Annotated in this window: 9 protein-coding genes and 1 pseudogene; 7 read left to right on the top strand and 3 right to left on the bottom strand. The window is 68.3% G+C overall.

Annotated elements, in window-relative coordinates; genetic code table 11:
- The first annotated feature begins 95 nt into the window (after nt 1-95).
- Nucleotides 96-1,214 (top strand): glycoside hydrolase family 76 protein, encoded by a 1,119-nt coding sequence (locus ACFCV3_RS35815; protein ID WP_376038057.1) that lies wholly within the window; start codon nt 96-98, stop codon nt 1,212-1,214.
- Nucleotides 1,215-1,370: 156 nt separating this feature from the next.
- On the opposite strand, the gene ACFCV3_RS35810 is transcribed toward ACFCV3_RS35815, so the two are convergent.
- Both ACFCV3_RS35810 and ACFCV3_RS35805 read right to left on the bottom strand, forming a co-directional pair.
- Entirely contained in the window at nt 1,371-2,246 is an 876-nt protein-coding gene (locus ACFCV3_RS35810) for a peptidylprolyl isomerase (RefSeq protein WP_376038054.1), read from the bottom strand.
- 12 nt (nt 2,247-2,258) lie between these two features.
- On the bottom strand, nt 2,259-4,172 hold the full coding sequence (locus tag ACFCV3_RS35805; RefSeq protein WP_376038052.1) for a hypothetical protein: 1,914 nt from the start codon (nt 4,170-4,172) through the stop codon (nt 2,259-2,261).
- Between the two features lie 151 nt (nt 4,173-4,323).
- Here ACFCV3_RS35805 and ACFCV3_RS35800 point away from each other — a divergent pair, with 151 nt between their 5' ends.
- Together ACFCV3_RS35800 and ACFCV3_RS35795 are read left to right on the top strand one after the other, a co-directional pair.
- A complete protein-coding gene (locus tag ACFCV3_RS35800; protein WP_376038050.1) occupies nt 4,324-5,010 on the top strand; it encodes a hypothetical protein in 687 nt (228 codons plus the stop codon).
- A gap of 69 nt (nt 5,011-5,079) precedes the next feature.
- Nucleotides 5,080-5,466 (top strand): hypothetical protein, encoded by a 387-nt coding sequence (locus tag ACFCV3_RS35795; protein ID WP_376038047.1) that lies wholly within the window; start codon nt 5,080-5,082, stop codon nt 5,464-5,466.
- Here ACFCV3_RS35795 and ACFCV3_RS35790 read toward each other — a convergent pair.
- Entirely contained in the window at nt 5,460-7,238 is a 1,779-nt protein-coding gene (locus tag ACFCV3_RS35790) for an acetyl/propionyl/methylcrotonyl-CoA carboxylase subunit alpha (protein WP_376038045.1), read from the bottom strand. The two genes, ACFCV3_RS35795 and ACFCV3_RS35790, sit on opposite strands and share 7 nt — an antisense overlap.
- 182 nt (nt 7,239-7,420) lie before the next feature.
- Here ACFCV3_RS35790 and ACFCV3_RS35785 point away from each other — a divergent pair, with 182 nt between their 5' ends.
- The 4 genes and pseudogenes from ACFCV3_RS35785 to ACFCV3_RS35770 form a co-directional block, all read left to right on the top strand.
- Nucleotides 7,421-8,347: an SMP-30/gluconolactonase/LRE family protein gene (locus ACFCV3_RS35785; RefSeq protein ID WP_376038042.1), complete on the top strand. Its 927-nt coding sequence runs from the start codon at nt 7,421-7,423 to the stop codon at nt 8,345-8,347.
- Nucleotides 8,340-10,694: a helix-turn-helix domain-containing protein gene (locus ACFCV3_RS35780; protein ID WP_376038039.1), complete on the top strand. Its 2,355-nt coding sequence runs from the start codon at nt 8,340-8,342 to the stop codon at nt 10,692-10,694. Before ACFCV3_RS35785 ends, ACFCV3_RS35780 begins: the two co-directional genes overlap by 8 nt.
- A 74-nt stretch (nt 10,695-10,768) precedes the next feature.
- On the top strand, nt 10,769-13,078 hold the full coding sequence (locus ACFCV3_RS35775; RefSeq protein ID WP_376038036.1) for an NB-ARC domain-containing protein: 2,310 nt from the start codon (nt 10,769-10,771) through the stop codon (nt 13,076-13,078).
- Nucleotides 13,071-14,027 (top strand): annotated as a pseudogene (locus ACFCV3_RS35770) (NB-ARC domain-containing protein); the annotation flags it as partial. The gene ACFCV3_RS35775 and the pseudogene ACFCV3_RS35770, both read left to right, overlap by 8 nt.
- Nucleotides 14,028-15,128: the final 1,101 nt, after the last annotated feature.

Raw genomic sequence — 15,128 nt, 5'->3', positions numbered from 1 at the left:
CCCTGCGACGGTTAGAACATGACATCGATGTCATCCGTCACCGCCCACAGAGGAGCCGGTCGATGCGCAGGAAATTGGGTATATCAACTCGGATCGTGGCCGGCCTGGTGGCGGTCGCGATCGTCGGGACGTTGCAGACCTCCACGGCCGGTGCCGTGACGAGCAACGCGGCCCGGGCCAAGGCGTCGTACGACGCGATCAACAAGTACTTCGACGCCGGGCAGGGGTTGCTGCTCGAGGAGTATCCGAACCAGCACCCCAATCCGTACTCGTACATCTGGCCGTATTCGCAGGCCGCGGTCGCCGCCGAGAACATCGCCGGGATCCCGGGCTCCGGCCCGAAGGCCGCTGCCGAGGCGGAACGCCGGATCGACGCCTACGCGCCGTACTGGAACGCGACGACGACGCCGAAGGGGTACGACTCCTACGTGCGGGCGCCGCTGGGTCACGGCGGCGACAAGTTCTACGACGACAACGAGTGGATCGGTCTGCACCTGATCCAGAACTACAAACGCACCGGCGACCGTACGGCGCTCGCCCGGGCGAAGGAGATCTTCACCCTGGTCGTGCACGGGTGGGACACCGACCCGGCGCACCCGTGTGCCGGTGGTGTGTATTGGACCCAGGCCCCGTGGAGCCAGGACCGGAACACCGTGTCGAACGGGCCGGGCGCGGAGCTCGGCGCGCACCTGTATCTGCTGACCCGGGACCGGTCGTACCTGACGTGGGCCAAGCGGATGTACCAGTGGGCGCAGGACTGCATGCTCGCGCCGAACGGTCTCTACTGGGACCACATCGATCTGGCCGGCAACATCGAGAAGACGCAGTGGAGCTACAACCAGGGCGTGATGCTCGGGGCCGGCGTGTTGTTGTACAAGGCAACCGGTGACCACCGCTACCTGCGCGACGCGAAGTCGGTCGCGAACGCCTCCCTCGCCTTCTACAACACCCGCGAGATCCTCGCCAAGAACGGCGCCGCCTTCAACTCGATCTGGTTCAAGAACCTGCTGATCCTGGACTCGGTGTCCCCCGACCCCCGCTACCGCAAAGCCATGCAGGCCTACGCCGACGACAACTGGAACACCACCCGGGACCCCGCCACCAACCTCTACAAGTTCCGCGAGGGCCCGGTAGAACTCCTCCAGCAGTCCGGCATCACCCAGATCCACGCCCTCCTGGCCTGGCCCCGCTCCCGCTACCACCTCCTGGCCTGACCGTGCCGGACCCACAGGCCATCACAATTGCGTGCGGTGCGGAGATCCACGCGGCAGCACCCGCTTCGCGACCAATTGTGATGGGCTGCAGGTCCGCCTTCCCCAACAAAAGCAGCCGCCGCCGAAGGTGCTTCCCTCGGCGGCGGCTGCTCTTGTTCAGGCTGCTGCTGTTGCGGTGTTGATCTTGACGGGGGTGATGGGGGCGCCGTCCGTCGGGCCGTTCTGGGGTTTGACGCCGGCTTGGGCGACCTTGTCGATGAGTTTGAGGCTGGGCTCGTCGAGGGTGCCGAAGGCGGTGTACTGCGGGCCGAGGCCGGAGGCGTCGCCGTAGACGACGAAGAACTGGCTGCCGTTGGTGTTCGGGCCGGAGTTGGCCATGGCGAGGATGCCGCGACCGTACTTCAGGGTCGGGTAGACCTCGTCGGCGAAGCTGTAGCCGGGACCGCCGCTGCCGCTGCCGCTCGGGTCGCCGCACTGGAGGACCTGGAGGCCCTCGCCGACGGTGAGCCGGTGGCAGGAGGTGTTGTCGAAGTACTTCTGGCCGACCAGGTTCAGGAAGCTCTTCACCGTGCAGGGGGCCAGGGCACTGTCGAGGGTGACCTGGAGGTCGCCGATGGACGTGTTCAGGCTGACCTTCGACGTACCGGACGACTTGACCTTGCCGTCGGCCGGCGGGTCGACCTTCTTGCTGGCCGGCTCGGCGCCCTTCTTGTAGGTGCAGTCGACCTCGGCCGGCAGCGGCGCCGGCCGCTTCAGCGGCGCGGCCAGTGCGGTCGGGATGCTCTTCGGCTTGCCGTCCGGTCCGGCGGGTGCGTCGGTCGCCGGGGTCGACGGGTCCGAGTTCGCCGCTGGGGTGTCGTTGCCCTCCGGAGCGAAGATCACGAAGACTCCGACCAGGACTGCGACGACAGCAACCACGGCCGTGACCGTGATGGCCAGATTCCGCCGCTGCCTGGCCTGCTCAGCCTGCCGCTCGGCCTGCCGTTTGGCCTTCCGCGCCGCGAGCTGCTGCTCGTGGGTCCTCTTGGACATGCAAACCCTCCCTCACCGAGATGTCTGGAGGGAACTTACAGCGTCAACCTGAGAACTGTCTGTTAAACCACCTGAACTGTGATCAGCCAGCACGACGACCCGGTCGGCCGGACCGAGCGTCAAAGGCGCGTCCGGAGCCGGATTCAGGACCACCCCGTACGCCGGGGGCCGGTGGAACTCGCCGTGCGTCCGGTACCCGATCGCCGTCTCCCCGCGCCGCCTGGCCGCTTCCGCCAGCGTGGCGAAATTCGCGGTCTCCCCAGGCACCAGGTAGTCGGTCGCCGGGTTGAGGTAGATCTCGGCCCCGTCCGGGCTGAGCAGCTCGGCGAACACCCCGGCCACGTGCCGGTTCTCGGTCAGCTGGGTGAGCAGCAGACTGATCAGCTTCTCGCTGACCACGAAGTCGTCGGCCCGGGTGACCTGCGCGATCTCGCGGTTCGCCTCGTCGTTGATCTCGCTGACGATCGAGAACGGCTCGTCCAGCCGCTGCCCGAGGTCCCGCAGGTGCAGCAACGTCAGCAGGGTTCGCGCGTCGGCCTCCTGCTCACCACGCGCATCGGCCGACAGCACGATCACGTGCTGGTAGCTGCCCACGTCGAGCCCTTCCAGCTCGACCCGGTTCGTCGGGTCGCAGTACGTCGTACCAACCGTGAGGTGGTCGTATTCGCCCAGCCGGACCTCGTCCGGGCCGGCCACCTGCAGGTGCGATCCCGGGGCGGCGAACTCGTCGAGCAGCGCGACGATCTTCGGGGCCCGCTTGTTCCAGCCGATCATCAGCGTGCGCGCAGGATCCGCCGTACGACGTACTTCCGGAGCGATCGCTTCGGCGACGACCGGGAGCGGTGCGGGCGCCCGGTGGATCAGGCTGTCGTCGTCCGCGAGCACGATCAGCTCGTCGGTCGCATCGACGATCCGGGCCTCGGCCGGGTTGAGGTCGACCCGGCCGGTGGCCGTCCGGAGACCGACCAGTACACCGCGGTCGAAGGTCCGCGCGATCTCACCGAACGGCTGATTGGCAGTCGTGGGATCGGACCGCAGATAGAACTCGGTCCCCGCGAACGCGAGCAGATCGGTGCACACCGCGGACAGCCCGGACTGCCGATGCGCCTGGACGATGAGCCGGACCGCGAGGTCGTCGGCGCCGACCAACTGGGTCCGCGGACCCCCGGCCAGCTGCGCTGCGGCGAGGTTGTCGGAATCGTTGACCGCGGCCACCACCTGCGGACCACCCTTGGCCCGGGATCGGTCGCCGAGCGCGAGGAGGATCTTGATCACCTGGATGTCGGCGTCTCCGGCCGGCGGCGGCAGCACCATCACCGACCGCGCCTCGGCCAGGTTGACCAGGTCCAGATCGGCCGGCCGCAACGGGTTCCCGGTCCGGCAGACGACGACCGTCCGCCCGAGGTCACCGACGCGGGCGCGGAGTGCGTCCTCCATCTCGACCTTGTCCTTGTCGGCCAGGATCGCGATACACGAACGCCGCTTGCTGTGGTTGGCCTGCACCAGCTCGGTCACCACCGTGAACACCTGCTCGGACCATCCCAGTACGACGGTGTGTCCGTGCTCGACGACCTTCGACCGGCCCTTCCGCAGGTCGGCGATCTTGCCTTCCAGACCGGCGGTGAGTACGCCGATGAACGCACTCACCACGAAGATCCCGCCGACCGTGATCGCCAGCATCAGGAACATGAACACCGGACTCCCGGAGTCCCCGCTCACCGTCCCGGCGTCGATCGCCCGCATCAACGTCAGCCAGAAGACATCCGGCCACCCGCCGTGCTGCTGCACGTCGTCCGGTACCAGCCAGATCACCAGCACCGAAACGATCAGCACCAGCAACGTCGACGCGAGCCCCAGCCACCCACCAACGCCGGCGTACCCCGAGACATCGTGCTGTCGAACCAATACCGAGCCCGCGCCCGCCACATATCCAGCTCCTCACCCTCACCTGAACCCGGTGACTATAAGCGAGGCAACGGACACCGCCTCCAGCGGCGGTGGGTGTTCGCATTCGGCCGTTGGTGGTTGAGGTGTAGACCGGTATGCTGCGGCGATTCAATCGAGCTGGGGAGGGTTCATGCGGGGTCGAGGTTTGCTGCTCGCGGCCGGGGTTGTCGCGGGTGGGCTGGTGGGGGTGCCGGGGACGGCACAGGCCGGGCCGGAGGCGTTGCCGGTGTGTCAGTTCGGGATTCCGGCGAAGCTGACGATCACGAAGCCGGACACCCTGGTGCAGTTCGGGATGGGTGCCGCCTGCCCGAAGGATGTGTACGAGGCCAAGTGGCTGGGGCGGGCGGAAGGTGTGGACGGTTCGTCCAACTCGGTCGCGTGTGGCTGGGGTCATCCGGGCTGTGGCGTCGTCCTCGAGCACACCTACCCCGGTCGGGTGATGCGCTGGATTCCGCAGGGGTACGGCGCGGATCGGACCGGTGCGAAGATCGCCGAGCTGCGGTCGGCGACCTCGATCACCAAGTACGGCGCGGCGGTGAAGCTGACCGCTGGTCGTGTGGGGACGAAGACGACGCTGACGGCCCGGCCGACGTACTACAGCGCCAAGACCAAGGGCTTCGTGCGTCACCACGGGCGGGTGCTGTTCCAGTCGAAGGACCCGGGTTCCTCGACCTGGAAGGACCTTGGCTACGTGGTGCCGAACTCCACCGGCGCCGCCACCTACACGATCACCACCAACCGCAGCCGGGCGTACCGCGCGTACGTCGCGTCGTCGGCCACGGTCTGGTACGCCTACTCGGCTGCCGTCACGAAGTAGTCCGCCGGTGACCCTCTGGTGTGAATACTGGGTATCTAGATACTCGGTATATAGCCAAGGGAGCTGGACATGAAGATTCGGATGATCGGAGCGGCTCTGGGTGTGGTGGCGCTGGCGGGGGTTCCGCTGGCGGCGCAGGCGGCGCCTGTGCAGGCTCAGACCACGCAGCCGTACCACCACCTGGTGACGGTCTCGAGCGCAGGCTGGTCGACCGGTGGCACCTATATCGCTACCGGTGGGGACATCAAGCTCAAGCTGACCACGCTGGAGAAGAACACCAAGGTCTTCGTGGAGCGGTGTGAGGGTGCGGATCTGGGTGACGTCCAGACGTTCATCAAGGCGAAGCCGGCCCACACGCTGGCCACCGGCGTCGAGAAGGGCGAGTGCTTCATCGTGCTGCTCTCGCCGGTCAAGGGCGCCGGTGGCTACTTCGTCAAGGGTTCCTTGACCTACTGATCCTTGATCTCGCAGAGGACGGCGCCGGCCGAGACGGTGGCGCCGACCTCTGCGGACAGGCCGGTCACGATGCCGGCCTTGTGCGCGTTCAGCGGCTGCTCCATCTTCATCGCCTCGAGGACCACGATCAGGTCGCCCTCGGCGACCGTCGCGCCTTCCTCGACAGCCAGCTTCACGATCGTGCCCTGCATCGGGGAGGTCAGCGAGTCGCCAGAGGCGGCTGCCTTCCCCGAACCACCGCTCCGGCGAGCCGGCTTCTTCTTCGAACCGCCGGCCGCAGCGCCGCCGCCGACCGACACCCCGAACCCGGCGGGCAGCGCGACCTCGAGCCGCTTACCGCCGACCTCGACGACGACCTTCTCCCGCTCCGCCTCGGAAGGCGCCTCGGCGGTCGGGCCGTCGTACGGCGTGAGCTGGTTGTCGAACTCGGTCTCGATCCAGCGGGTGTGCACCGTGAAGCCGTCCTCGCCGACGAACGCCGGATCCGACACGACGGCCGCGTGGAACGGGATCACGGTCGGCATGCCCTCGACGACGAACTCGCGCAGCGCCCGCCGGGACCGCTCGAGCGCCTGAGTCCGGTCGCGACCGGTGACGATCAGCTTGGCGACCAGCGAGTCGAACGCGCCGGGAACGGTCTCGCCCTGGTCGTAGCCCCCGTCGAGACGGATGCCGGGGCCGCTCGGAGCGTGCCAGCGGGTCAGTGTGCCGGGGGCAGGCAGGAAGCCGCGGCCGCCGTCCTCGGCGTTGATCCGGAACTCGATCGAGTGGCCGGTCACCACCGGGTCGTCGTACCCGAGCTCTTCACCGTTCGCGATCCGGAACATCTCCCGGACCAGGTCCAGCCCGGTGACCTCCTCGGAGACCGGGTGCTCGACCTGCAGCCGGGTGTTCACCTCGAGGAACGAGATCAGTCCGTCCTGGCCGACCAGGAACTCGCAGGTGCCGGCGCCGACGTACCCGGCCTCGCGCAGGATCGCCTTGGACGAGGTGTACAGCGTCTCGAGCTGCGACGGCGTGAGGAACGGCGCGGGCGCCTCCTCGACCAGCTTCTGGTACCGGCGCTGCAGCGAGCAGTCCCGGGTGGAGACGACCACGACGTTGCCGTGGGCATCGGCCAGGCACTGGGTCTCGACGTGCCGCGGCTTGTCCAGGTAGCGCTCGACGAAGCACTCACCGCGGCCGAACGCGCTGACCGCCTCGCGGGTCGCGGACTCGAACAGCTCCGGGACCTCCTCCAGGGTGCGGGCGACCTTCATACCCCGGCCGCCACCGCCGTACGCCGCCTTGATCGCGATCGGCAGGCCGAATTCCTGGGCGAACGCGACCACCTCGTCGGCGTCGGCCACCGGGTTCGGCGTACCGGGGACCTGCGGGGCGCCGACCTTCTCGGCGATGTGCCGGGCCTTCACCTTGTCCCCGAGGGAGTCGATCGCGGCCGGCGGCGGGCCGATCCAGATCAGTCCGGCGTCGATCACGGCCTGCGCGAACTCGGCGTTCTCGGCCAGGAAGCCGTACCCCGGGTGCACCGCGTCCGCGCCGGAGCGGGCCGCGAGGTCCAGGATCTTGGCGATGTTCAGGTAGGAGTCGGCCGGCGTCGACCCGTCCAGCGCGTACGCCTCGTCGGCCAGCCGGACGAACAGCGCGTCCCGGTCCTGGTCGGCGTACACGGCGACGCTGCCCAGCCCGGCGTCGGCCGCCGCCCGGACGACCCGGACCGCGATCTCGCCCCGGTTGGCGACCAGAACCTTGGTGATCTGCTTGTTCGACACAGCGCGACTCCCTTCAAGCCTGGGCCCACTCTAGAGTCCAAACCGCGGACAGTGGGGAGGGCGTGCATCACATCGCCGCTGCCCTGAGCGTGGACGGGCGTGTCGCGCGGAGGTTGGTCAGTGAGGGCGGTCCGCCCGGAGAATAGGCTTCCGACGGAGCCTCGATCTGGGAGTGTGTGCGGATGACCATCCTCGAACCGTTGGCAGGATCCGTTCCGGCGGAGTGGGAGAAGTTCGACGACCGGTTCGACGGGATCCGGGGCGACCGGCACCTGGAGCGGCTGTGGACCGGCGGGCGGTGGGTCGAGGGCCCGGTGTACTCCCCGGCTGGGCGGTATCTGCTCTGGAGCGACATTCCGAACGACCGCATCCTGCGCTGGGACGAGACGTCGTACCGGGTCTCCGCCTTCCGGGCGCCGGCCGGGAACACGAACGGTCACACCCTCGACGAGCAGGGGAGGCTCGTCAGTTGTGAGCACGGCAACCGGCGGGTGACCCGGACCGAGCACAACGGGCGGGTCAGCGTACTCGCCGACAACTACGAGGGACACCGGTTCAACAGCCCGAACGACGTCGTGGTCAAGCGCGACGGTTCGATCTGGTTCACCGATCCGTCGTACGGGATCGCCAGCGACTACGAGGGGTACAAAGGCGAGATCGAGACCGAGGGCTGTCATGTCTACCGCGTGTCGGCGGACGGTGGGCTGACCCGGGTCGCGGACGACTTCGACGGTCCGAACGGGATCGCCTTCTCCCCGGACGAGTCGCTGCTCTACATCACCGACACCGAGCGGGCGCACATGCGCGTCTTCACTGTCGACGGCGACCGGATCAGCGGCGGCGAGGTCTTCGCCGAGTGCGGGAACGGCGCGTTCGACGGCATCCGGATCGACACCGTCGGCCGGGTCTGGGCGTCGGCCGCGGACGGCGTACACGTCTATCACCCGGACGGCACCCTGCTGGGCAAGCTGTTGGTCCCGGAGACCGTCTCCAACCTCACCTTCGGCGGCGCCAAGCGGAATCGCCTCTTCATCACCGCCACCACGTCCATCTACTCCCTCTTCACCACGGTCAATGGCGCCGCCCAGCCGTATGACCCCCGTGTCTGAGTTCGGCCCGGTACTGCGGAAGTTCCGGAAGGCCGCCGGTCTGTCGCAGGAGCGGCTGGCCGCGGCGTCCGGTGTCAGCGTCGAGGCCGTCAAGACCCTGGAATCCGGTCGGCGTCGGCATCCCCGATCGGGCACGCTGAAACGGTTGGCAGACGGGCTCCAGCTGGCCGAGGCACAGCGGTTGGAACTGCTCGCGGCCGGTGCCCGGACGAAGGCCCGGGTGACCATCCCGCGGGAGCTGCCGGACGACGTCTACAGCTTCGTGGGCCGCGAGGACCAGGTCGCCGAACTCGAGAAGACCTTCACCGCCAAGGAATCGCGGCCCGGAGTCGTGGTGACGTCCGCCATTGGCGGGATGGGCGGTATCGGCAAGACCGCCCTGGCCATCCACATGGCGCATCTGGTCGCCGACCGCTACCCGGACGGCCAGCTGTACCTGAACCTGGGCGGATTCGGGCCGGGCCGGCCGCTGACGGTGGCGGAAGCGCTCGGCCGTTTGATGGACAGCCTCGGGGTTCAGGGACCGGACGATCCGGGCGACGCCCACGAGGCCGCCGCCCGCTACCGGTCGGCGTTGGCCGGCCGCCGGGTGCTGGTAGTTCTGGACAACGCGGCCGACGCCGCCCAGGTGGCCCCTTTGTTGCCGGGGGCATCGACCTGTGCGGTGCTGATCACCAGCCGCCGGGCAATGACCGCGCTACCCGGTGTGGCGCACGTCCTGCTCGACGTCCTGCCGGATCAGGACGGTATCGAGATGCTGACCCGGATCGTCGACGACGACCGGATCGCGGCCGACCCGGTCAACGCCCTGGCGATCGTCCGGTTGTGCGGTGGCCTTCCGCTCGCGCTGCACCTCGCCGGGGCCCGCCTCGCCGTCGAGCCGACCTGGGATCTCGCCGAGCTCGTCCACCGCTTGGAGAGCAGCCGGAACCGGCTGGACGAGCTCTCGACCGCGGATCGTGACGTACGGGCAAGTATCGAGTTCTCCTTGGCCGCGGCAACCGACCACGATACCGAAGCCGTCGAGGCGTTCAAGCTCCTCGGGCTCCATGAGGGGGACGAACTCAACGTGCGCGTCGCCGCGGCGCTGCTCGACCTGCCCGTCGACGACGTGAGCCTTCGGCTGGAGCGCCTCGTCGACCTGTACCTGATCGAGTCCGTCGGCCCACATCGCTACCGCATGCACGACCTGGTCCGCAGCTACGTCAAGGAAACGACCGCCGCGCTGACCGACCAACCAGCTCGCGAGGCCGCACAAGTGCGGGTCCTCCGGTTGTGCCTGGCGATGGGCTGGCGGACCCGGATGGCCCGGTTCGGCGACGACCTGTCCGAAGCCTGGTACGACGCCAGCTGGACGACCGGGGCCGAGCAGTTCACCGTTGACGAGATCTTCACCTGGTTCGACGAGGAGATCGAGGAAATCATCGGCGCCGTACGGCGTGCTGCCGCCGGAGGTCCGCAGCAGCGCGCGATGCTGGCCCGGCTCGTCCTGGGTCTGCTGCCCTACTGCTACGTCCGGCGCCGGCACTCCGACGGTGTGCTCCTGGGCACGACGGCGCTGGGCGTCAAGGAATCGGCCGATGATCCGTTCGCCGCCGCCCTGCTGCCCTTCGAGGTCGCGCAACAGTGTGCCTCGGCCGGCCTGCATGTGCGGGCGGTCGAGTACATGACCATCGCACTGGCCGCACCCAAGATCCGCGCGTACGACCGGGCCTACATCGAGGCCGAGGTCTTCCTCGGTCACTACCTCGTCGAGCTCGGCCGCCTCGACGAAGCGATCGCCTCGGCCGGCCGCGGGGTCGAGGTCGCGCTCCGCAGCGGAGACGAGGTCGCCGAGGCCGAAGGCCGCCTGATCCTCGGCCTCGCCGCCGGGCGTCAAGGCCGAACCGTCGCACAGAACCGCGAGTTCGACCGTGCCGTGGAGATCATCCGCCGGCTGGGCTCACCCCACGAGCGCTACTGGCTGCTCTGCCTCGCCGGCCTCTCGTACTACGAAGTCGGCCGACTGGACGAGTCCTCGGCGTACCTCGAAGAAGCCCGGGCAGCGGCGACCGAGGACGGCGACGAGTTCGCGGTCGCCGAAGCTCTCGAAGGCCTGGGCCGCGTCGAATCGGCCCGCGGCCACCTCGACCTCGCCGAACAACACCTCCGCGCCTCCCTCCAAGTCGTCCAAGGAACCTGGCAAGCCGAAGCCCGCGTCCGCGAACGCCTAGGCCACGTCTTCCTCGCCGCCGCCCACCCCACCGAGGCCAACGCCCAATGGCACCAGGCCCTCGACCTCCTCGTCCGCCACGGCTCCCCCCAGGCCGACGAGGTCCGCCAGTTGCTGAGCTCCACCGATGCCTGAATTCGGCCCGGCACTGCGAAGATTCCGCAAGGCAGCCGGGTTGTCGCAGGCTGATGAGTTGCGGAGGTTGTTGGATGGGTGAGTTCGGGCCGGTACTGCGGAGGTTTCGGCAGGCGGCGGGGTTGTCGCAGGAGCGGCTGGCTGAGGTGTCGGGGGTCAGCGTTGAGGCGATCAAGACGCTGGAGGCTGGGCGGCGGCGTTATCCCAGGACGCAAACGGTTGGGCTGCTTGCTGACGGTCTGCAGTTGGATGCCGACGAGCGCGCTGAACTGAAGGCCGCAGCTGTCCGGCTCAAGGCCGGCAGCGACCTGTTGCCCGCCGACGTAGTGGACTTCGTCGGTCGTGCTGAGCAGATCGCCAAGGTGTCCGATCTCTTGAGCGGTGGCGATCAGGCGCCGGGTGTCGTCGTCATCTCGGCGATCGCCGGTATGGGTGGCGTCGGCAAGACTGCCTTGGCTGTGCGTGTTGCCCGCGACTTGGCCGGTCAGTTCGCCGATGGCGTTCTCTATGTGAACCTCCGTGGCTTCGGGGTGGGTGAACCGATGACGCCGCTGGAGGCATTGAGTGCATTGCTGCAGCAGCTCGGGTTTGCCCTTCAGCGCCCGCCGGAATCCGTCGAAGAGGCCGCCGCCCTCTTCCGTACGGCGTGTGCGACCCGCAAGCTGCTCGTCGTCCTGGACAATGCGGCAGCTGTCGAACAGGTCGTCCCGCTGCTCCCCGGTACGGCGACCTGCGCGGTGATCGTCACCAGTCGGCGTGCTCTGGTCGGTCTGCCGGGAGCGCGGCCGCTGGCGCTCGGTGTCCTACCGGAGGACGAAGCTTTGGCGTTGCTCACCTCGGCCGCCGGCCGGGAGCGGGTCGAGGGCGATCTGCAGGCAGCGCTAGAGGTGGTGGCTCTCTGCGGATCGTTGCCTTTGGCACTCAGAATCGCAGGCACCCGGCTCGCGGCGGAACCGGCCTGGACGGTGGCTGACCTGGCCAAGCGGTTGGCCGATGAGTCGGTTCGTTTGGACACGCTCGGCGCCGCGGAGTCCGGCGTACGGGCGACTATTGCGTTGTCGTTGGCGGGTGCGTCGGCGCAGGACAGGGCCGCGGCGGAGCTCTTCGGTCTGTTGGGGCTGTTTGAGGGCGACGAACTCGACCTGAAGGTCGCAGCTCGCCTGGTCGATCGCCCGGAGGCCGAGGTCGAGCCGTTGCTGGAACACCTCGTCGACCTGCATCTCCTGGAGTCGGCCAGCCCACGCCGCTACCAGTTCCACGACCTCGTCCGCGCGTACGCACGGGAGATCGCGCCCGACGATCGCACGGCGGCCCGCGAGCGGGTGCTGGCGCTCTACGTGGCGATGGCCTGGCAAGCGCGAGTGAAGCTCGGCGTTTCACGGTCCTGGTACGACGAGCAGTGGACCGCCGGGGTCGAGCACCTGGAGTACGACGAAGTCATGGCGTGGCTGGACGCCGAGGCGGACGAGATCCTGGCCGCGGCCCGCCGACCGACGACAGACCGTGGAACCCTCGTCAAACTCGCGGGCGGCATGATGCGGTTCTGGATCATCCGTCGCCGGCACACCGAGGGAGCCGAACTCGGCGAGCTCGCCCTGGCCGCGCTCCGCGACGACCCGGCCTGTGCCTCTGACCTCGCCTTGAGCCGAATCAGTTATCACGTGGCAGCGCACTACTCGTCCAGGTCGGACTCCGAGACCGCGGCAGCCTACTTGAGGGTCGCCATTGCAGCGGCACCGATGGAGACCGATCTGTTGAACCACGTCGTGTGCACGGTCGCTCTCGCCCAGGATCTGGAGCGACTCGACCAGCTGGACGAAGCAACGGAGTTGGCCCAATCCGGGTTGGACGGTGCGCTCCAGCTCGGCAACGAGATCATCGAGAGCGACGCACGCTTCAGCATCGGCTCCCTCGCCGGTCGCCTCGGCCGCTTCGCGGAGCAGGACCAGGCTTTCGACCTGGCGACCGCCACCCTCCGTCGAAGCCGCCCAGAGATTCTCCACCTGCTCCTCCCCGACATCGGCGCCAGCTACCTGCGCTCAGGCCGCCCCGAATCCGCCCGCACCTGGCTCCGCAACCACCTGCCGGAGAGCAAGAGCTCCGGCGACAAAACCGCCATCGCCGAACACCTCCACTGGCTAGGCGTAGCCGAAACAGCACTCAAGGCCCACAACGAGGCCCGCCTCGCCCTCACCGAAGCACTAGACCTGATCCAAGGCAGCAACGACGACCTGGAAGCCCAGATCCGCCACGCCCTCGGCACGGCCTTGAGCGGTCTCGGACAGACCGAGCCCGCTCGGGAGCAGTGGCGGTCAGCGTTGGAGTTGTACCGGCGGTGCGGACTAGCACAGTCTGACGAGGTGCTGAGGTTGTTGGATGGCTGAGTTCGGGCCGGTACTGCGGAAGTTCCGGAAGGCGGCTGCGCTTTCGCAGGAGCGGCTGGCGGCGGTCTCGGGCGTCAGCGTCGGGGCGATCAAGACGCTAGAGGCAGGTCGCCGTCGCTATCCGTGGGTGCAGACCGTCGACCTGCTCGCTGCGGGCCTGGGCCTCGACGCGGACCAACACGCGGAGCTGAAGGCGGCGGCTGCCCGACCCAAGGTCAACGACCGCCTGCCGGTTGATGTGGCGGACTTCGTCGGACGCAAGGAGCAGATCGCCGCGGTCGCCGACCTACTGACCGGCGGTGGGCAGGCACCTGGCGTCGTCGTCATCTCCGCGATCGCCGGTATGGGCGGTGTGGGCAAGACCGCCTTGGCAGTGCGCGTCGCCCGCAACCTGGCCGGCCGGTTCGCCGACGGCGTCCTCTATGTGAACCTCCGCGGCTTCGGCGTCGGTGACCCGATGACGCCGCTGGAGGCACTCAACACCCTACTGCGACAGTTCGGCTTCGCCCTCCAGCGACCGCCTGAATCCGCAGAAGAGGCCTCCGCCTTGTTCCGGACCGCATGCGCAACACGGAAGCTGCTGGTCGTGCTGGACAACGCAGCAACCGTCGAACAGGTCCTGCCGCTGCTTCCCGGTACGGCGACCTGCGCGGTGATCGTCACCAGCAGACGTGCCTTGGTCGGCCTATCGGGCGCGCAATCGCTCGCTCTGGGCGTGCTAGCGCAGGACGAGGCGCTCGCCCTCCTGATATCCGCGGTCGGCCGTGAACGGATCGGGGCGGATCCGCAGGCCGCACTCGAAGTGGTCGCTCTCTGCGGAGCGTTGCCCTTGGCCCTCAGAATCGCCGGCTCGCGACTCGCCGCCGAAACGTCGTGGACGGTTGCGGATCTGGCCAGACGATTGGCAGACGAGACCGCTCGCCTGGATGTGCTGAGCGACGACGAGTCCGGCGTACGAGCGTCGCTTGCCCTCTCGTTGACGGGCGCATCGGCGCAGGATGTGAGCGCGGCGGAGGTATTCGGCCTCCTCGGTTTGTACGAGGGTGACGAACTGGACCTGAAGGTGGCCGCTCGCCTGGTCGATCGCCCGGACGCGGAGGTCGAGCCTCTGCTGGAGCACCTGGTCGATCTGCACCTGCTGGACTCGCCTGCCCCGAGGCGCTACCAGCTCCACGACCTTGTCCGTGCGTACTCCCGCGAACTCGCTGCAACCACGACCACGGCGGACGAGCGGGCGGCCGCCCAAGGCCGCGTGGTGGCGCTCTATGTGGCGATGGTCTGGCAGTCTCGCGCAAGATTCAGCTCCGGACCGACAGCGATCGGCTGGTTCGACGAGGAGTGGCTCAGCGGGGCTGAGGATCTCGAATACGGCGAAGTCATGGCCTGGCTGGATGTCGAGGCCGATGAGATTCTCGCCGCAGCGCACCGATGGATGGCCGGGCCGGACCCGGACCGCGCGGCTCTCGTCAAGCTAGCGGCCGGCATGGTGACCTTCTGGGTTCTGCGTCGACGCCAGGCGGAGGCGGCGCAGCTGGGCGAGCTGGCATTGTCCGCGCTACAGGATGACCCGGCCTGTGCTCCTCCTGAAATCTTGGGCTGGATCAGGCACAACCTGGGTCAGCACTACGCCGCCAGGTCGGATTTCGAGACAGCTGAAGTTCATATGAGGGCTGCGGTCGAGGTCGACGTTACGTACGGCATCCAGTCGCACCTGATTTTCAGCATGCTCGCGCTCGCCCAGTTCCTGGAGCGCCTGGACCAGCTGGACGAGGGGATGACGCTGGCCCGGACCGGACTGGCATCAGCGCTGGGCTCCGCCGAAGAGCATTTCGAGAGCGAAGCGCGATACACGCTCGGAGTCCTCGCCGGCCGGATGGGCTCGTTCGCGGAGCAGGATCAAGAGTTCGAGCTGGCCGTGTCACTCATGCGGAGAAGCCGTCCTCGGCTCCTCGACTGGCTGATCCGCGCGATCGGAGAGACCTATGCGCGCTGTGGCCGGACCGACAGCGCCCGAAGGTGGCTGCTTGAGAGGCTGGCCGAGGTTAGGGCC

The sequence above is a fragment of the Kribbella sp. NPDC056345 genome (assembly GCF_042262745.1).
Taxonomy (GTDB): Bacteria; Actinomycetota; Actinomycetes; order Propionibacteriales; family Kribbellaceae; genus Kribbella.
The sequence above is the reverse complement of the archived record's forward strand: the minus strand, read 5'-3'. Positions and strand labels throughout refer to the sequence as shown.

Coding starts and splice junctions, on each gene's coding strand:
- ACFCV3_RS35795 (WP_376038047.1), top strand. CDS start 5,080: ATGAAGATTCGGATGATCGGAGCGGCTCTGGGTGTGGTGGCGCTGGCG.
- ACFCV3_RS35810 (WP_376038054.1), bottom strand. CDS start 2,246: ATGTCCAAGAGGACCCACGAGCAGCAGCTCGCGGCGCGGAAGGCCAAA.
- ACFCV3_RS35800 (WP_376038050.1), top strand. CDS start 4,324: ATGCGGGGTCGAGGTTTGCTGCTCGCGGCCGGGGTTGTCGCGGGTGGG.
- ACFCV3_RS35775 (WP_376038036.1), top strand. CDS start 10,769: ATGGGTGAGTTCGGGCCGGTACTGCGGAGGTTTCGGCAGGCGGCGGGG.
- ACFCV3_RS35785 (WP_376038042.1), top strand. CDS start 7,421: ATGACCATCCTCGAACCGTTGGCAGGATCCGTTCCGGCGGAGTGGGAG.